This is a genomic window from Stieleria maiorica, from assembly GCF_008035925.1.
In the GTDB taxonomy this organism is placed as follows: domain Bacteria; phylum Planctomycetota; class Planctomycetia; order Pirellulales; family Pirellulaceae; genus Stieleria; species Stieleria maiorica.
Window position 1 is genome coordinate 6,171,501 of sequence record NZ_CP036264.1, and the last position, 18,858, is coordinate 6,190,358.

Genomic DNA, 18,858 nt, shown 5'->3' on the forward strand with positions numbered 1-18,858 from the left:
CATGGTCACCAAGATTCTTTCCTTTGCGTTTTTGTGTGTCGCGTGTCTTCTGACGTCGGTTGTCGCGGCGGATTCGCCTTCAGCGACAGTCGACGCAGGCAAGCCGATCGCTCAGGACAAAGCAATCGATTACCTGAAGCGAGAAGGCCAGCGGTGGATCGACAAACAAGGCTGTGTGTCATGCCATCAAATTCCCGCGATGCTGTGGAGTTTGCATGCGGCCCAATCGCGGGGGCTGGGGGAGTCCGAGAGGCCGGGCGTGCCCGATCAGGATTTGAAGCGATGGACACAGTGGTCCACCGACGCCGTCAACTTCGTCAAACCACACCAGAGGAAAGACGTCGACGTCGAGAAGACGTTGGCGGGGAACATCGACACGATGGCGGCGTTGATGTTGGCGATTCCCGACGACGCTGAGACAAGTTGGCGGGATCAGTTTGCGGCCAAGCTCTGTAGCGAGCAGGCCGACGACGGATCATGGAAAGCCTGTGGTCAGCTGCCCGCTCAGAAGCGGCCGAAGTTGGAAACCGCCCAGGCGACGACGCTGTGGGTCACTTTGGCACTGCTGCGACATGGCAGCGAGGCGTTTGATCTCGCGTCGGCGATCCGGTTCGCCGACTCCGGCCCCGAGGCGGTGTCGACCGAGTGGTATGCGGTGCGGATGATGGTCGCCGCGGAGCAGGATCCAGAATCGACCGACGGGTTCCGTGACAAGCTTCTGTCACGCCAGCGCAGCGACGGTGGCTGGGGGTGGATCACCAGTGAGTCCAGCGATGCGTTGGCGACGGGGCTCGCGCTCTATGCGCTCGCAGAGAGCGGAGAAACCGAGTCGCGGGAAATCACACATGCCCGCCGATTCCTGCGTGATTCCCAAGGTCCATTGGGGGAGTGGCAGGTCCCTGGAACCAAGGCGTCGGCTAAGGGAAAGCCGACACCGACGTCCACCTATTGGGGAACCGCCTGGGCGTTGGTTGGGTTGCTCAGCACCCGCTCGTAGTCTGCCGCAGCTTCATTTTCGATTGGGCTGGACAGTCGCCGTCCTCTCCGAGGTCGGCGCAGGGCAACGCGTCGCTGTTTCGCGCACGCCGAGTTCGGAGAACACGGCGACTCTCGTTGCCAAGCGAAAAGGGGGCATGTCCCAACAACCAAATGGCTCGCAGGGTGCTGCGTTTTTTTGGGTGCCTGCCCCCCTTTTTCGCGAACCACAACAACAGATCGTCATCCGTCTCCCGCGCGGCCGGCTTCTCAGATGTCCACTGTCGCGATCGACGGATCGAAAAAAACCGCTGGGGGTGATTTCCGCATCGTTTGGGGCGGCGATTTCGCTGGAAAACGCCTCCGAACCGCCTAGATCCGCCGTCACAAGCCGTTTCAGCCGCAGAACGGCCGTAAGTCACGTTTTTTCAATGGCTTGCATGCATTGGATGTCCGGGCAAATCCGGCGGAAAATCGTAGTTTTTAACGACGTGACGATACAATAGAGCACACACGCGCAATCCTCTTTCTTTCTCGGGGATGTCCGCTTACGGGCCCCCCAGCACTCGAAGAAACGCGATCGCATGCGACTCCGATCGATTCCTGGGGATTTATCTTGTGCGTCCATTTTTCGGCTGAGTCGGCAGGCCCATTGCAATGACGAACACGCCCAATCTTCTGCAGCTATATTCGGAAACCTACGAACGCGAAAAACAGGTTCGTTACACGCTGAAGGAATATCTGGAAGCGGCGCGCGACGACCCGTCGCTCTACAGCAGTGTCGCCGAACGGATGGTACAAGCGATCGGACCACCCAAACAGATCGACACGTCCGGCGATTCGCGTCTCGGACGGATCTTCATGAACCGCACGATCAAAGTGTATCCCGCCTTTGATCAGTTTTACGGTTTAGAAGAGACCATCGAACGGATCGTGGGTTACTTCCGGCATGCCGCCCAGGGACTCGAGGAACGCAAACAGATCCTTTATCTGCTCGGTCCGGTCGGCGGCGGAAAGAGTTCACTGGCTGATGCCTTAAAGCGTTTGGTCCAACGCCAGCCGGTTTATGTCCTCTGCGCCGGCGACGAGATGAGTCCGATCTTCGAGAGTCCGTTGGGGCTGTTCGATCCGAATTCGATGGGCTTCTTGCTGGAAGAAGAATACGGCATCCCGCGGCGACGCCTGAACGGTTACATGTCACCCTGGGCGATCAAACGCTTGGATGAATTCGGTGGCGACATTTCGAAATTCTCGGTCGTGCGTGTCATGCCGTCCGAGCAGCGACGTTGCTGTGTGACGAAGACCGAACCGGGTGATGAAAACAACCAAGACATCTCTTCGTTGGTCGGAAAGGTCGATATCCGTAAACTGGAACACTTCTCCCAAGACGATGCCGATGCGTATGCGTACACCGGCGGATTGAACCGCACGACCCAAGGATTGCTTGAATTCGTCGAGATGTTCAAGGCGCCGCTGAAAATGCTGCACCCGTTGCTCACGGCGACCCAAGACGGAACCTACGTGGGAACCGAAAACGTCGGCGCGATGCCTTACCAAGGGATCATTGTCGCCCACAGCAACGAATCCGAGTGGGAATCGTTCAAGGCCAATCGCAACAACGAAGCGTTTCTGGATCGGATCTGCGTGGTCAAGGTGCCCTATTGCTTGCGCGTGACCGAAGAACGCAAGATCTATGACAAACTGATCCAGAGTTCCAAACTAGGCGAAGCCCCTTGCGCGCCCGACACGTTGGAAATGATGGCACGGTTCTCCGTCTTGACGCGGCTGAAGGAACACGAGAATTCCAACCTGTATTCCAAGATGCGGGTCTACGACGGCGAGTCGCTCAAGGACACCGACCCCAACGCGAAGACCGTCCAGGAATACCGCGACGCGGCCGGCGTGGCCGAGGGGATGGAAGGCGTTTCGACGCGATTTGCCTACAAGATTTTGTCCGAAACCTACAACTTTGACACCGACGAGGTCGCTGCCGATCCGGTGCACTTGCTGTACGTGCTGGAAAAATCGATCCTCCGCGAACAGTTGCCCGAGGAAACCGAGCAGCGTTATCTGGAGTTTGTCAAAGAAGATCTGGCGTCGCGATACGCCGAATTCATCGGCAATGAAATCCGCAAGGCGTACCTGGAATCCTATCACAGTTACGGCCAGAACCTGTTCGACCGTTACATCGCCTACGCCGATGCTTGGATCGATGACCAGGACTACAAGGACCCCGACACGGGGCAGCTGATGGATCGCGATGTTCTGAACGAGGAATTGGAAAAGATCGAACACCCCGCGGGAATCGCCAATGCCAAGGACTTCCGCTATGAGATCGTCAAATTCGCGCTGCGTTCGCGGGCCAAGAACGACGGCCGCAACCCCGAATGGACCTCGTACGAAAAGATTCGCGAAGTGATCGAAAAGCGAATGTTCTCGCAAATCGAAGAGCTGTTGCCCGTGATCAGCTTCGGTGCCAAGAAAGACAGCGAAGCCGAACAGAAGCACAGCGAATTCGTCGAGCGGATGACCCAGCGTGGTTACACGCGACGCCAGGTCCGTCGGCTGGTCGATTGGTACATGCGTGTCAGTAAATCTGGATAGGAAGACGATCCCCATGCAAGTGATTGACCGTCGGCAGAACCCCAAAGCCAAAAGTCTGGGAAACCGACAACGCTTTCTCCGTCGCATCAAGTCACAGATCCGCAAGGCTGTCAATGAAGCGATCGAGAACCGTAGCGTTGCCGACGTGGACAGTGGCGAGAAAGTCTCTGTCACCACCAGCGATATCGGCGAGCCGACGTTCGGATTCGATTCCTCCGAAGGCGATCGCAGCTATGTGATCCCGGGCAATCACGACTACCAGCGGGGCGACCGCATCCGCAAACCCAGCGGCGGCGGATCGGGCAGCGGTTCCGGCGGCAGCCCCGACGGCGACGGCGAAGACGCTTTTGTGTTCATGTTGACACGCGAAGAGTTTTTGGACCTGTTCTTCGAGGACCTGGAACTGCCGAATCTGGCCAAACGAAAGCTGAAGTCGATCACCAGCACCAAGTGGCATCGGGCCGGTTACGCCAACGACGGCTCCCCGCAACGGCTGAACAAGTCCCAGACGATGCGACGCAGCCTGGCGCGGCGCATCGCGCTCAAACGCCCCCGGTTGCACGAACTCGATCAGCTGGAGGAAGAGCTCGAAGCCGCCCGGGCCGAAGGCAAAGAAGCCGAGCACGACGAGGAGGTCACGCGGCTTGTTCGGCGGATCGAACAGCTCCGATATCGCATGCAGGCGGTCCCATTTTTGGACCCCGTCGACTTGCGCTACAACCGTTTCGAGCAGACGCCCAAACCGACCACCCAGGCCGTCATGTTCTGCCTGATGGACACGTCGGCGTCGATGACCGAATCACTGAAGGATCTCGCCAAACGGTTCTACATCCTGCTGCATCTGTTTTTGACTCGCCATTACCGGGCCGTCGAACTGGTCTTCATCCGACACACCTACACGGCCGCCGAAGTGGACGAAGAAACGTTCTTTCACGGCCGCGAGACCGGCGGAACGGTGGTCTCCTCCGCACTGGAGGAAATGCTCCGCATCGTCCGTGAACGCTACCCCGTCCAGGATTGGAACATCTATGCGGCACAGGCCTCCGACGGCCACAACTTTGACCACGACATGCCGCGGACGATCGCGCTGCTTCAACGCGAGATCTTGGATCTGTGCCAGTACTATGCCTACATCGAGGTCGGTGAAGAAGAATCGTCGTACACCAGCGCACTGTGGAACGGGTATTCGCAACTGGAATCGCATCCCCAATTCGCCCGCGCCAAAGTCTTGGATCCCACCGAGATTTACCCCGTCTTTCACAAACTGTTTGCCAGCACCCGGCATGCGTCTTAGTCGATCATGGAAAATCGAAAGCTACTGTACCAAGGCTCGGAGTGGAATTTCGAACTCCTGCGACGCGTGCACGATGCGATCGAGGAGATCGCGATCGGCGAGATGGGGCTGAACGTCTATCGCAACCAGATCGAAGTGATCACCAGCGAACAGATGCTGGACGCCTACACGTCGCTGGGCATGCCGCTGATGTACTCGCATTGGTCGTTCGGGAAACGGTATTCCCGCGAAGAAATGCTGTACCGCAAAGGGGCTCAATCACTGGCCTACGAATTGGTGATCAATTCGGACCCCTGTGTCGCCTACGTCATCGAAGAAAACAGCATGACGATGCAGACATTGGTCACCGCGCACGCGTCCTTCGGCCACAACCATTTTTTCAAAAACAATTATCTGTTCCGCCAGTGGACCCGTGCCAATCGGGTGTTGGACGATCTGGCCTATGCGAAACGGTTCATCGCTGAATGTGAAGAACGGTACGGCTTGCAGGCGGTCGAACGGACGCTCGATGCCGCACACGCGTTGATGTCGCAGGGCGTCAGCCGCTACGCCCCGAAACATCCCGCCCGCGCCAAAGACATCGCCGTCAAAGCCCAATCGCGAAAGTCTCATCAGGAGGCAACATTCAACGATTTGTGGCGGACGTTGCCGAAACCAAAGGAGCGTCACAAGTCGGATCGGGACGACGATCAGGATGACAATGATAGCACCCTGCGGCTGCCCGAAGAAAACTTGCTCCGATTCCTCTCGTTGCACGCCCCCAAGTTGAAGGATTGGCAGCGTGAGGTGCTGGACATCGTTCGAAAGACCGCACAGTACTTTTACCCCCAGCAGCAAACCCAGTTGATGAACGAGGGCTGTGCGACGTTCGTGCACTACCAGATCATGAATCGGCTGCACGAAACCGGACAGGTGGATGAAGCGGCGATGCTGGAGTTTTTGCACATGCACACCGCCGTCGTCACGCAACCCGATTTTGATGACCGACGATTCCGGGGCATCAATCCCTATGCGCTGGGGTTCGCGATGATGAAGGACATCGAACGAATTTGTGAAACACCCGAACCGGAGGACCTGGAGTGGTTCCCCGAGATCGCAGGTCGAGGCAACTTCATGCAGGTGTTGCGCGACGCTTGGGCGGATTACCGCGATGAGAGTTTTGTGTTGCAGTTTCTCAGCCCGCACCTGATTCGAAAGCTGCGTCTGTTCGCCGTCAGCGATGTCTCCGGATCACCGCACTTGTCCGTCGAAGCCATTCACGACGAAGCGGGCTATCGTGAGATCCGACGTCGGATGGCGCATCAGTACGATTTGTCCAAACGTGATCCGGAGATCGAAGTGACCGAGGCGGATCTGAAGGGCAACCGACGATTGGTGCTGACCCATCGTGTTCGCGACGGCAAGATCCTGAGTTCCGATGATTGCAATCGTGTGCTCCGGCACGTCGCCAATCTGTGGGGCTATCGCGTCCGCTTGATCGAAATCGATGCCGACACCGGCAGCACGCTCAACGACTACGACGCCGTCGCCCTGCCATAAGGAATGTGGGAGAGGCTTGATGACGGCCCGTAGTCCACCGCAACTCAATTTGCGAACCTGACGATGCGTTCCGAGGGTCGCTGTGTTCTCCGAACTCGGCGTGCGCGAAAAAACGAAGTTCTGCCCCGCGCCGACCTCGGAGAGGACCGCGACGATCCCACGGCGGTCACGCACCCGCCGGGATTTCGAGTAAATTGGTGCAGCACACGATGCCCGCCCACCGCTTCAACCGAGTCCACTCTCTTGCGTACTTCGGCCACTCCCCCCACGCGAACCGGTTTGTACCTCCTTCGATTGACCTGTTTGGTTCTTGCATTCGTCTTCCTCCCAGTCCGCGCGCACGCGCAGGAGACACTCGAAGCGGAGTTGAAAGAATGGGATGCGGACGAACTGGCTCGCCATGCCCACATCTTTGGCGATGCGACGCGCGGGGCGATTCGGTTCTATCAAACCGGACTGAGTTGCGTTCAGTGCCACGTGGCCGATGACGGCGAAAACCGGCTCGGCCCGGATCTGTCGGAGATGAACGAGCGGGCCACGTACCGGCACGTGATCGAGTCGTTGCTGGATCCGTCCAAGGTCGTCCGGCCCGGTTTCCGCGCCGAACGCTTGTTGCTCGAAGACGGACGTGTCGTCAGCGGAATGATCGCCGCAGAAACCGACCAGACGCTGACCGTTGTGGTCCCCGGCGAAGACGAGTCGCTGACGGTCGCCTTGGACAGCGTCGAGGCACGGGCGTCTTCGGGATCCATCATGCCGAGCGGGTTGATCAACCAGCTCGACGACGAAAGTGACTTCTATGACTTGGTCTGCTACTTGGTCGAATTGGGACAGGCTGGCCCTGAGCAGGCGGCATTGATGAAGCCCGATCCGTCACTGCTCCAACCGCCCCCGCTGCCGGCGTATGAAAACGACCTTGATCATCGCGGATTGATCGGCCGTTGGAATGACCGATCCTTTGAAAACGGCGAGCAGATCTATAAGGGGCTGTGCATCAATTGCCATGGGACACGCGAGCAAGCCGGCTCGCTTCCCAACGCGCTGCGATTCGCGAGTGGGAAGTTCAAAAACGGCGGCGATCCACTTTCGATGTACAAGACGTTGACCCACGGCTTCAAGATGATGTTGCCACAACGTCAATTGGTGCCGCGAGAAAAGTACGATGTGATACATTACATCCGCGAAGCGTATTTAAAACCACACAACGCCTCGCAATACACCCAGGTCGACCGGGCGTACCTGGACTCCCTGCCCCAAGGCCGTCTCCGCGGTCCCGCCCCGATCCGCAATCGACCGTGGAGCGAGATGGACTACGGGCCGTTCTTGACTCGCACGATTGAGATTGTCGGCGAGCATTCAAAGCCGCGGCCGGAAGTCACTGACGAAGACCGGCGGCGTGGTCGTCGCGAGAACCGCCCCGCCGAACGGACTTGGCCCGCCGAGACGAATTTCGCCTACAAAGGCATCGCAATTCAACTGGATCGAAGCCCCGGCGGCGTTGCCCGTGGTTCGCATTTCGTGGCCTTTGAACACGACACCATGCGGATCGCCGGTGCCTGGACCGGGGACGGGTTTATCGATTGGGAAGGGATCCTATTGGACGGGAAACACTGGCGTTCGCCACGCACTGTGGGTGAATTGCACTTTCAGAATCTGCTGGGGCCCGGGTGGGCGGATCCGTTGACGGGGACCTTCGATGATACACGCCGGCGTGCCCGTGACGGACAGGCCTATGGGCCCTTCCCGAAATCGTGGATGGATTACAAAGGGCTGTATCGAAACGGCGATCGCGTCGTCCTGTCCTACATGATCGGCGACGCGGCGGTGCTGGAGTCGCACCGGGTGGCGGAGACACAAGGATCCGAATCCGGTGATGTTCCGGGCACCTGGGTACGCGTTTTGAACATTGAAAAGTCGTCGCGGGACATGGCGGTCCGAATCGCTCCCCAAGACGCCGTTTCCGTCGCGATCAACGGGCCGGAGGGTTTGGTGGCAGAAGACGCGGATGGACTGACGATACTGCGAATCCCGGCCGAACGCACGCCGGTCGATCTGGAAGTTCACCTCACGCGTCGCGGCTTGAAACCCACGTCCCAGTTCTCCGCCGTGCCGGAGAACTTGCGGCCACTCACCCGCGGCGGGCCTGCCCAATGGCCGCAAACGCTGATCACCCAGCCACAGATCGGCAGCGATTCCGGTGCCTTTGCTGTGGATGAACTGACGCGTCCGACGACGAATCCGTGGAAGAGCCGGCTGAGAATGTCGGGATTGGATTTCTTTCCCGATGGCGATTCGATGGTCGCCTGTTGCTGTGACGGTGATGTCTGGATCATCCAGGGGATTTCGCAGCCGGGCGGAGAACTGCGATGGCGGCGGATCGCGTCGGGGCTGTTTCATCCGCTGGGCATCAAGATCGTCGACGGCAAGATCTTTGTGGGATGCCGCGACCAGATCGTGGTCCTGAACGACACCAACGGCGACGGGGAAACCGATTTCTACCAGTGCTTTAACCACGACCACCAAGTCACCGAGCACTTCCACGAATTCGCGATGGGATTGCAAGCCGACGACGAAGGGAATCTGTACTATGCCAAAAGCGCACGACACGCCCAGGACGCGCTGATCCCGCAGCACGGCACGCTGCTGAAGGTCAGCGCCGATGGTCGCCAGACGACGATCGTGGCCAACGGATTCCGGGCCGCCAACGGCGTCTGCGTCAATCCCGACGGGTCGTTTTTCGTCACCGACCAAGAAGGGCATTGGACACCGATGAACCGTATCAATCGCGTGGTCGAAGGTGGTTTCTACGGCAACATGTACAGCTATGGTGCGCCCGACGACACCCGCGATTCGGCGATGCAACAACCGCTGTGCTGGCCCAACAAGCCCTTCGATCGCTCGCCCGCGGAACTGCTGTGGGTCGACAGCCGGCGCTGGGGGGCGCTCGACGGCGGACTACTGAGCTTGTCCTATGGTTACGGTAAAGTTTTCGTCGTGCCGCATGAACAAATCGGCGGTCAGTGGCAGGGCGGGATGTGCCGGTTGCCACTGCCGGAGTTTGAAACCGGCATCATGCGTGGCCGATTCCACAGCGACGGACACCTCTACGCGTGCGGGATGAGCGCCTGGGGCAGCAACCAAACCGCCAACCCCGGCGGGTTGTACCGGATCCGAGCCACCGGCAAACCGATGCACTTGCCCACCGCGATGCACGCCCATCGAAGCGGCGTCACGCTGACGTTTTCCGATCCCGTCCAGGTCGATGCCGCTGCCGATCCGAGCAATTATCTGGCCGAAACTTGGGACCTGCGACGATCGGCCAATTATGGTTCCGACCGATTCAATGAGCGAACAATTGACGTCACCGAGGTCAAGGTTTCCGAGGACGGCAGAACCGTACAGTTGCAGATCCCCGCGATCGAGCCGACGTGGACGATTCAAATCGCGTACAAGCTACGAGGCGAGTCGGGACGATCGTTCGGAAGAGTGCTGCAGGGTACCATTCACGCTTTGGCGGAGTGATGGGGAGAACGAGGCGACCGTTGGTGGTTAGGTTTGAGTACGATGGCCCTTCCGGGCCGTCGTCCGTGGGACGTTGAGCGACGACCTAGAAAGGACGTCGTACAATCATTCCGCCGTTCCGATGCGAACGAGCTGTTCGCGGCGTTCATTGCCGTCGCCGATTCCGACGCGAAGGTAGATCGAACCGTCAACGATCGCCGGGCTGGCGTAACAATCGTCGCCCAACCGATTCTTCGCGACCTGCCGGTACTCGTCGCCCGACGCTTGGAAGACGTAGGTGTTTCCGGACAGGTCTGCGGCGTAGACATTCCCGTTGCACAGCACGGGTGAGCTGCTGAAGCTGCCGCCCAAGCGTTTTTTCCATCGGATCGTCCCGTCTTCGGCCGACCAGCACAGTGCGATTCCGTCATCGTTGACGGCAAAGACGTGTTCCCCGTCGGTGATCAACGAGGGTTCATAGACCTTCGTTCGGTCCGACCAGATTCGCTCGCCCTTCGCGGACAAGCAGACCGTTTCCTTCTCCGGGTACCCGCCGGCGGCAAAGATCCGATCGTCGGTCGTTACGACCGTGCCACAGGTCGCTTCGGCAATGCACTGGGTTTCCCACAGCTCTTCGCCCGTCGCAGGATCGTAGCTGGCCAAGCGATCGCCGCCGCTGATCAACACTTGATCCACTCCACCTACGGTTGCCACATGGGGACTGGAATAGGAACTGGCGTTGCCGCGTTTGGTGCGCCATGCGATCTCGCCGCTTTTAAGATCCATTCCCACCAGATAGCCGCCGCCGAAGTTGTCTGCTGCGATGATGACCAGCGACTTGTACAACACGGGCGAAGGGGCGTAGCCGAACTTTGACGCAAACGCACCGATGTCACGTTGCCAAACTTGGTTGCCCTCCAGGTCCAACGCTGTCACAAACACTCGCTGGCTGTTCAGGTGCGCGGTCACCAGCAAGTCACCATCGGAAGCCAACGTGCCATTCGCGTTGGTTGCCTTGTGGTGAACGTCACGATCACTGGGAAAGCCGCCCTTGTGAACCGTCGTTTGCCAGCGCTGATCCCCGGTTTCGCGATCATACGCGACCACGATCTGTTCCGATTTAGAATCGATCGCCGAACCCACCACGACCAGATCGCCGACGACAATCGGGCTGCTGTGCCCGCGTCCCGGCACGTCGCTCTTCCACACCACATTGGTCGCATCGTCCCAAGTCGTCGGCAGCGGTTGGGCATCGGAAATTCCGTCCCCGTTCGGGCCACGCCACTGGGGCCACTGCCCGGCCAAATCGCTGAAGTCGCGTTCGGAGACGACCACACCGCTTTGGCTGAGTGAGACTTCGTCGACCGGCGTCTGCTTGCGACAGCCGACCAATGCGACAAGACCAATGACCAATAGTTTGACCGGAGTTTGAGTCATAGGACCGCGATTGAACAGGAGGAAATCTGTCAGCCAATAAGAAGCGTTCGCTGAAAGGTGAGTTGAGCTGAATTGATGGCAGGATTCAAGTTCCACCTCGTCAGTCGAAAGATTTCCTCGACGTTTTCTTGTCTAAAGCTGCTCTCCTACGCTCTGTTTTTCTGCCCCCAATTTTTCTGTCATCTCTCTTCTGCCGTCGATCCCACGAACGGATTGGAATGCGAAACATTGCGGCGCCGACCCGAGTGCTCGGTGGCCTCCACCGACAAGGCATCAAGTTCCGACCCTTGCTGGACGATCGATCGAACTTCCGCCGCAACCCGTTCGGGTTCGTAGCCGATCGTTGACAATCCGAGCCAGAACACGAGTGCGCAGAAACCCGTGGCGGCCAGACAGATCGTACTGTGGGCCAATCCGATCAGGGCAGCGGAGAAGCGATCACATCTGGCCGAATTCGAGACCATCATCAACACCACGACGAACGAAGCCGGCATCGCCAGAAAGCCCAGGGGACCCAAGAAGCCGTATCCCACCAGCAGCGTCGCCCCGATCGCGACGATCATTTTTAATTTCAGGACGGCACACCCCGCATAGCTCGGAACGTCTTCGCCGAAGTACGCCATGCACAGTTGCAAGGAAAAGACCCAGCACGCAAGAACCGTGACCAAAAACGCCAACGCACCCGCGATCAGAATCCAACCGGTCGAGCTAATTTGAATCGCGTCAATCATTTGAACCTTTTCTCCCCGGCACGCGGCAAAGCACAACCGTTCGTGCCGCGCGAGGATGCGTGCCACAGTTCGCCTTCTGGAACCTACAATGCGTTTTCCCGGACGCCGCCGCCGATGCGGCTAAAAAACGATAGAACGGAATCCTCTCCCCTCCCCAGATCCTGGCGTTGCAACGCACTGTTTCTGCGCCGTGAATGCCGCGGCAACCTTCACAACCACCCCAAGTACTCCCCCACCATCATTGATAATCATGCTCACTGCCCGATTCGGATCGATCATCTTGGCTGTTTCTCTCGCAACGCTCACGGTTCACGCAGACGTTCCCAAGGGGTTGGTTGGCGATGGCGTGGCCGACGACACCGCGGCGATCCAAGCAGCCGTGGATGCAAAGACCGGATTGATCGAATTCGGCCGCGGCGTTTACCGGCTGACCAAACCGATCACGATCGACTTGGACCGCGTCGGCTGGACCAGTTTGCGAGGTGACGGGGTGGCTCAGTTCAAGATGGAAGCTGCCGGCCCGGCGTTTCGGTTTATCGGCACGCACGACGGGACGGCCAGCCCGCGGACGGTCAAGCCGAACGTTTGGGATCGCCAACGCACGCCGATGGTCGATGGCATCGAGATCCTCGGCGGTCATCCAGACGCATGCGGGATTGAGGCCAACGGAACCATGCAATTGACGCTGACCCGCGTGGTCGTCCGCAAGGCCAAGCATGCCATTCACCTGATCGGTCGCAATCGCAACGTCACGTTGTCGGAGTGCCACCTTTACGAAAACAACGGCATCGGCGTGTATTTGGATCGGTTGAATCTGCACCAAATCAACATCGCCAACTGCCACATCAGCTACAACGCCGGCGGCGGAATCGTCTCGCGCGGCAGCGAGATCCGCAATCTGCAAATCGGCACCTGTGACATCGAAGGCAACATGGGTGATGCGTCCTCGCAGCCCACCGCCAACGTCTTGCTCGACTCGACCGACACCTCCGTCGGCGAAGTGGCGATCGTCGGCTGCACCATCCAGCACACACACGACGCGCCCGGATCAGCAAACATTCGCATCAACGGTTGGTCCGACCGGCGCCCGTTCACGGACGAACGCCGAACCGGCAACATCACCATCGCCGACAACGTGCTGTCGGACGTCCAAACCAACCTGGACATCACCGCGGTGCGCGGGATCACGATCAGCGGCAACACGATGTGGAAAGGCTACGCAGCAAATGCCATCATGCGGGATTGCAAACAGGTCGTCATGACTGGAAATCTGTACGACCGCAATCCACGCTATCACTACGGAGATGGCGGAAAGGCCAAACTGGGTGTGATCATCGAAGATTGTCGCGACGTCACCATCAACGGCGACCACTACGGCGGCGAGGTGATCGAGCATCCCGCCGCATTGCAACTGCGCCGCTGTGACGGGGTCAACATTCACGGATGCTCGTTCTCAGCTGTCTCGCAAGCCGGCATCCGTGTCGACGGCGTCCAGTTCGGATTGATCGCGAATTGTCTGTTCACCGCGATCACCGGCGATGCGGTCGATGTCCAACAGGCCGGCGGCAGCGACGTCGATGCCATCTCCAATCGCTTCCGCCGGTTGGACTAATGCCCGGCGTCTTTGTCGAATCGAACCTGACAAGTCGACAAGAAACGGCCGATCCATGCGGCCCCCCATCGTACTGCCCCCATCATTGTGCCCCGCATCATTCTGCCTCACCCTTGCCGGTCCGAGGGGCAGATCCAATGCCCTCCGCTGCTACGCTGACGTTGCCTGACGATCCGTGAAAGTACGGGCTGCGATCGGCATGGTGGTCCGGATTGAGCCTGAAAGAGGGGGGCGAAAGAGATTTTGGGCGCGCGGGGCAATCGTATCGGATACCCTGGTGTCCGCCGATCTCGCCGGTCGGCGCCCTCGCTCATCTTACTTTTCGTGATTCGCTCTTCGATCGTCCCAATGCCACTGCTTCATTCATCCCCGGCCGCTGGAAATCGGCGTCGGGCAGACCGTGTGAATCGACGTCGACGTCTCGCATCGTTGATCGAGCGATTGGAACGTCGCGAACTGTTGGCGTTTGACGTCGGTCTGTTGGCCGACATCAATCAGCAAGGCGTGTCTGCGGCGATTGATTCTCTGGTTCAGTTTCGTGACGAAGCCTATTTCGTTGCCGATGACGGGCGGAGCGGAAGTGAGTTATGGAAAAGCGACGGTACGGCCGAGGGGACCCGAATGGTCGTCGATCTGCTGCCGGGGCCGGACGGGTCGTTGCCCGAAGAATTGACCGTGTTGGGGTCGGAGCTGTTCTTCACGGCGCTAGATGAATTTGGCGAAACCGACCTTTGGAAAACCGATGGCACCACGGCGGGAACGACCTTGGTGTTCGACGCCGATGTCAATGAAGCCTACTACTTGCGCGATCTGACGGCATCGGGGCAAAAACTGTTCTTCACCGCCTATCAATACCAGACCGGGTACGAGCTGTGGGTTCACGATAACGTCACCGGCGGGACGATGCTGGTCAAAGACATCAATCCCGACCAAAGTATCATTGACCGTCCGCAAGAATTGACCGATGTCAACGGAACCCTGTTCTTCACCTCCTATGAGAATGGGTATGAAAACCGCGAGTTGTGGAAAAGCGATGGGACTGCGGCTGGGACCGTGATGGTCAAGGATCTTGCGATCGACACGAGCGATCCGTTGAATCCTGATCCTTCGATCAGTTCGTATCCGACTTCGTTGACCAACATCGACGGCGTGTTGTTTTTTGTTGCCGAGGACCCGGAGAGCGGCGTCGAGTTGTTCCGGAGTGATGGGACGTCTGGCGGTACCGTGCAAGTCGCCGACCTGAACCCGAACGGTTCGTCATACCCGGACGATTTGACGGCTTTCGATGGGCATGTCTTTTTCTCGGCCGATGACGGTGTGACCGGCCGACAGTTGTTCAAAAGCCACCTGACGTCCGGTGATACGATGATGGTTGCAAACACCGCCGGCGGCCAAGACGCCTCGAACCCGACCGACTTGGAGGTCGTCGGGCAGACCCTGTTCTTCGCCGCCGAAGGTGTCGTGCCGGCGACCACCGTCAGTGCTGCGATCCCGACCCTGTCGGCCGACAATTCCATCTTGAACGGTTCGGCTTATGCAGGCGTCGTGGCGGAGGTCACCACCGGTCCCGATCGCGGCAACCTCGCCATTTTCGGCAGCAACGGCGTCTTCACCGCAAAGCCGCAAAACGGTTCCAACGACGGCCCCGGCTGGGTCGCCGCCGGAGCCAAGATCGGTGACGCGGGCGTGGTGCTGGATACATTGGCGCCGAACGACTTTTATCTCGCCGACATCGATTCGGGTGACTTGGTCGATGACTTCTGGGAATGGACGATCTCCGACGCCGCGGGGCTGACCAACATTAACTTCTCCGGATTTGCATCAGGGAATCAATTCGACGAAGCCCACGAAGGCTTGGTGTTTGAATTGTTCCTCAACAACTCGCCGACGCGAACGGCCGTGTTGGAGTTGGCCGGCGACGAACTGGACAACTGGTACGCCTCACGTGCGGCGGCTAACATTGCGATCAGCGATCCAGGGGGCGCCACCGTCACGACGGCAACCATTCGCATGACGCTCGGGCGTGACGGAGCGGCCACGTTTGCCGACGGAGGTTCCGAAGCGATCGTGGTGGGCGCACAACTGACTGCGGACCTGTCACCCCAGACGACGGCGCGCGTTCCCGTCGGTCGCGAATTGCACCAGACCACCGGTACGGCTGCCGGAACGGAGCTGGTCAAGGATCTGGTTCCCGGCAGTGGCTCCAACCCCAGCGATCTGACGCAATCCGGCGGCCTGCTGTATTTTTCCGCCGATGAACCGGTCGGTACCGGACGCGAGTTGTGGGTCAGCGACGGAACGTCCGGCGGGACGTTGCGGTTGATCGATTCACGGCCCGGCAACGATGCATACGGCGCACCGCTGGACGGAGATCCGCAAAACCTGGCCGACGTTGACGGGACATTGTTCTTCACCACCGTGGATGATTTCAATGACCGCGAACTGTGGACCAGCAACGGCGCTGCGCCCACCACTCATCCGGTTGCCAACATCAATCCCGGGACGCAATCGGCCGGCATTCGCAACGTCACTCCGGTCGGCGATCAGATCTACTTCATCGCCGAAGATGGCATCAACGGCGAAGCGGTGTGGCAGGCCGATCCGGACAGCGGCTCGGTCACGATGATCGCCGACATGACACCTTCGGCGATCGACAAGGTGTCGGGGCTGGCGAAATTCGGCAGTGGCGTGGTGTTTTACAATTCGATCGCGGGATCCGGTGGCGCGATGTACTACTACGACGGTTCGAACGCCGTCGAATTCTTGGCCAGGGCTCCGGTCTCCGTCGACTTGGAGGGGACGATGTTCGTCGAGAACCCGGCGGAGGGTCGTGTGTACTTCGTCGTCAATGATGCAACGATGGGCGAGGAACTCTGGAGCAGTGATGGAACGTCGGCAGGGACGGCGATGGTCCAGGATCTCAACGGCGGAAACGTCGGCAGCGATCCGAGGGATCTGACCGCGTTCAACGGCCGGGTCTACTTTTCCGCCGACGATGGCGTCTCGGGGCGCGAGCTGTTTTCCGCCGACGGCGGCGGGATCGGCATCCAGATCGAACGGGACATCAATCCCGGCACCGTCGGTAGCGACCCCTGGGATTTAACGACCAGCGGCGGACGCCTGTTCTTTTCTGCCGACGATGGCACCAATGGTCGCGAGCTGCACACGTCGACCGGAACGATGTTTGACATCAATCCTGGCGGTTCCTCCGACCCCGGCGCACTGACCGACATCGGCGGCACGCTCTATTTCGCCGCGGACAACGGAGTCGATGGTTCGGAACCGTTCCTATCCGACGGCACGGTGGCCAGCCAAGTCGCCGACATCGGCCCGCTGAGCAACAGTTCAAATCCCGACGGATTCACCGAGGTCGGTGGCAAGGTCTACTTTGCGGCCGAACAATCCAACCGTGGCGCCTTGTTGGAAGTCTTCTCGGGCATCGCCGGCACCCAGCTGACCGACCTGACCGGCGCGCCAAATTACCCGGATGCTCCCGATTCGGTGGCCCTGCTCGACGCCTTCGAGATCCCGACCAATGCGGGCAGCAATTATGGCGCTCGGGTCCGCGCCTACCTGACGGTTCCCACGAGCGGCGACTACACGTTTTGGATCGCGTCGGATGACCAGGGATCGTTGCTGTTGAGTTCCGACGAGAATCCTGCCAACGCAACTCAGATCGCGTCGGTTCCGGTGTGGACCAGCGCGCGCCAATACGACAAGTACCCCGCCGATCAGCAATCGGCTGCGGTTTCTTTGGTCGCCGGCCAAGTCTATTACATCGAAGCGTTGATGAAGGAAGGCAGCGGCGGTGACAATTTGTCCGTCGCCTGGGCCGGTCCCGAGATCGCCGGTCCGACCGTGATCGACGGACAGTATCTCACCCGATTCGGCGTCAGCCCCACCGACTTGGGCACCGGACGGGAGTTGTGGATCACCGACGGAACCTCCGCCGGGACGGACTTGGTCGCGGATCTCCAGCCCGGCATCCAAAGCAGCGATCCCCAGCTCCAGGCGTCGACCGGATTGAGGCTGCTGCTGAGTGTGACCGATGACGGAGCGGTCGGTCGCGAGCCGTGGAGCAGTGGCGGCGCGGCGGCCAACACCGCCTTGATCACAGACTTGAACCAAGACCTGCGTTACGGAAGCAATCCGGAACAGTTTCAGCGTTTCGGCGACGGCTTCATCTTTGTCGCTGACGATGGCTTGGTCGGAAACGAATTGTTCCAATTGACGATCAATGCCCCGCTCGCGCCGACGGTCGAAATTGCGGCGCCGCCGGGAGTGTATCCGCCGGTCGGGCAAATGCAGCGTTCGATGCTCGAATCGGTCAGCCTGGTCTTTGAGGAAGAAGTCTCGATTACCGAATCCGGCATCGAACTCGTCAACCGCGACACCGGGACGGAGGTGACGTCGTTGATCGTGAATTCTGTGTTCCGTAACGGACAAACGATCGTCGAACTCACGTTTGGCCCCGGACCCTCGGTCGTTACCCGCGACCAAGCCGGCACGACCGGATTGCTGAATTCGTTGGCCGACGGGAACTATCAATTGACGGTGCGTTCGACTGCCGTCGCGTCGCTGCAGACGGGATTGAATCTCGACGTCGACTTCGTGCACGGTGAACTGGCGGCCGATCGCTTCTTCCGCTTCTACGGTGACAGTGACGGAGACCGTGATGTGGACGGGCAAGACTATGGACGTTTCGGCACGACGTTTCTGCGCACGTCACCGGACGAATACAATCCCGATTTGGACTTCGATGGCGATGGTGACGTCGACGGTCAAGACTATGGCCGGTTCGGAGTGCGGTTCCTGAAACGCCTGGATCATTCATGAATCGGATTGCCGATCCGGCTCCGCGTGACCGGGGGCGTCGGCTGCGGCAATGATCAGCTGATTCGATGCGACCCCCAGACCCAAAAACAGCGGCGGGATCAATATGATCCACGGAAACCGAGCGGCATCACTGGCGAATGCTTTCAATCCGAGATCAAAAATGATCGGAAGAGCCATTGCCGCCACCCAATAGAACATGTTGGCTTTAACGAGTTTTTTTGTGTGCATCGATTTCATCGCAGGGGCCTAAGGTGGGGAAGGTGCTTAGGGAGTTGGCAGTTCCCGGTCGATCCGGCAACGGAGCTCCGCGATTGATTGAACGCCGGCTC

General features: G+C 59.3%; 10 protein-coding genes. 7 read left to right on the top strand and 3 right to left on the bottom strand.

Annotated elements, in window-relative coordinates; translation table 11 throughout:
• Window position 1 precedes the first annotated feature (1 nt).
• The 5 genes from Mal15_RS21020 to Mal15_RS21040 all read left to right on the top strand — a co-directional run bounded on the left by Mal15_RS21020 (window position 2) and on the right by Mal15_RS21040 (window position 9,934).
• Window positions 2–997, top strand: coding sequence for a prenyltransferase/squalene oxidase repeat-containing protein (locus Mal15_RS21020; RefSeq protein ID WP_147869563.1), 996 nt, complete (start codon window positions 2–4; stop codon window positions 995–997).
• Window positions 998–1,632: 635 nt separating this feature from the next.
• A complete protein-coding gene (locus tag Mal15_RS21025; protein ID WP_147869564.1) occupies window positions 1,633–3,579 on the top strand; it encodes a PrkA family serine protein kinase in 1,947 nt (648 codons plus the stop codon).
• Window positions 3,580–3,592: 13 nt separating this feature from the next.
• Window positions 3,593–4,873 (top strand): YeaH/YhbH family protein, encoded by a 1,281-nt coding sequence (locus Mal15_RS21030; protein ID WP_147869565.1) that lies wholly within the window; start codon window positions 3,593–3,595, stop codon window positions 4,871–4,873.
• A 6-nt stretch (window positions 4,874–4,879) separates the two neighbouring features.
• The gene (locus Mal15_RS21035; RefSeq protein ID WP_147869566.1) at window positions 4,880–6,412 is read left to right on the top strand and encodes a SpoVR family protein; all 1,533 of its coding nucleotides are present in this window, start codon (window positions 4,880–4,882) and stop codon (window positions 6,410–6,412) included.
• 366 nt (window positions 6,413–6,778) lie between these two features.
• Window positions 6,779–9,934, top strand: a complete 3,156-nt coding sequence (locus Mal15_RS21040; RefSeq protein WP_167546951.1) for a DUF6797 domain-containing protein — start codon at window positions 6,779–6,781, stop codon at window positions 9,932–9,934.
• A gap of 105 nt (window positions 9,935–10,039) precedes the next feature.
• Here the strand turns inward: Mal15_RS21040 and Mal15_RS21045 are convergent, their stop codons facing one another.
• Both Mal15_RS21045 and Mal15_RS21050 read right to left on the bottom strand, forming a co-directional pair.
• On the bottom strand, window positions 10,040–11,350 hold the full coding sequence (locus tag Mal15_RS21045) for an outer membrane protein assembly factor BamB family protein (RefSeq protein ID WP_147869568.1): 1,311 nt from the start codon (window positions 11,348–11,350) through the stop codon (window positions 10,040–10,042).
• A gap of 179 nt (window positions 11,351–11,529) precedes the next feature.
• Window positions 11,530–12,081, bottom strand: coding sequence for a hypothetical protein (locus Mal15_RS21050; RefSeq protein ID WP_147869569.1), 552 nt, complete (start codon window positions 12,079–12,081; stop codon window positions 11,530–11,532).
• A 250-nt stretch (window positions 12,082–12,331) separates the two neighbouring features.
• Here Mal15_RS21050 and Mal15_RS21055 point away from each other — a divergent pair, with 250 nt between their 5' ends.
• Both Mal15_RS21055 and Mal15_RS21060 read left to right on the top strand, forming a co-directional pair.
• A complete protein-coding gene (locus Mal15_RS21055; protein WP_147869570.1) occupies window positions 12,332–13,693 on the top strand; it encodes a right-handed parallel beta-helix repeat-containing protein in 1,362 nt (453 codons plus the stop codon).
• Window positions 13,694–14,095: 402 nt separating this feature from the next.
• Complete coding sequence (locus Mal15_RS21060; RefSeq protein WP_167546952.1) at window positions 14,096–18,529, top strand: ELWxxDGT repeat protein; 4,434 nt, start codon at window positions 14,096–14,098, stop codon at window positions 18,527–18,529.
• Here the strand turns inward: Mal15_RS21060 and Mal15_RS21065 are convergent.
• Window positions 18,524–18,766 (bottom strand): hypothetical protein, encoded by a 243-nt coding sequence (locus tag Mal15_RS21065; protein WP_147869572.1) that lies wholly within the window; start codon window positions 18,764–18,766, stop codon window positions 18,524–18,526. The two genes, Mal15_RS21060 and Mal15_RS21065, sit on opposite strands and share 6 nt — an antisense overlap.
• Between the last annotated feature and the right edge of the window lie 92 nt (window positions 18,767–18,858).

Coding starts and splice junctions, on each gene's coding strand:
- Mal15_RS21020 (WP_147869563.1), top strand. CDS start 2: ATGGTCACCAAGATTCTTTCCTTTGCGTTTTTGTGTGTCGCGTGTCTT.
- Mal15_RS21045 (WP_147869568.1), bottom strand. CDS start 11,350: ATGACTCAAACTCCGGTCAAACTATTGGTCATTGGTCTTGTCGCATTG.
- Mal15_RS21055 (WP_147869570.1), top strand. CDS start 12,332: ATGCTCACTGCCCGATTCGGATCGATCATCTTGGCTGTTTCTCTCGCA.
- Mal15_RS21025 (WP_147869564.1), top strand. CDS start 1,633: ATGACGAACACGCCCAATCTTCTGCAGCTATATTCGGAAACCTACGAA.
- Mal15_RS21065 (WP_147869572.1), bottom strand. CDS start 18,766: ATGAAATCGATGCACACAAAAAAACTCGTTAAAGCCAACATGTTCTAT.
- Mal15_RS21050 (WP_147869569.1), bottom strand. CDS start 12,081: ATGATTGACGCGATTCAAATTAGCTCGACCGGTTGGATTCTGATCGCG.
- Mal15_RS21030 (WP_147869565.1), top strand. CDS start 3,593: ATGCAAGTGATTGACCGTCGGCAGAACCCCAAAGCCAAAAGTCTGGGA.
- Mal15_RS21035 (WP_147869566.1), top strand. CDS start 4,880: ATGGAAAATCGAAAGCTACTGTACCAAGGCTCGGAGTGGAATTTCGAA.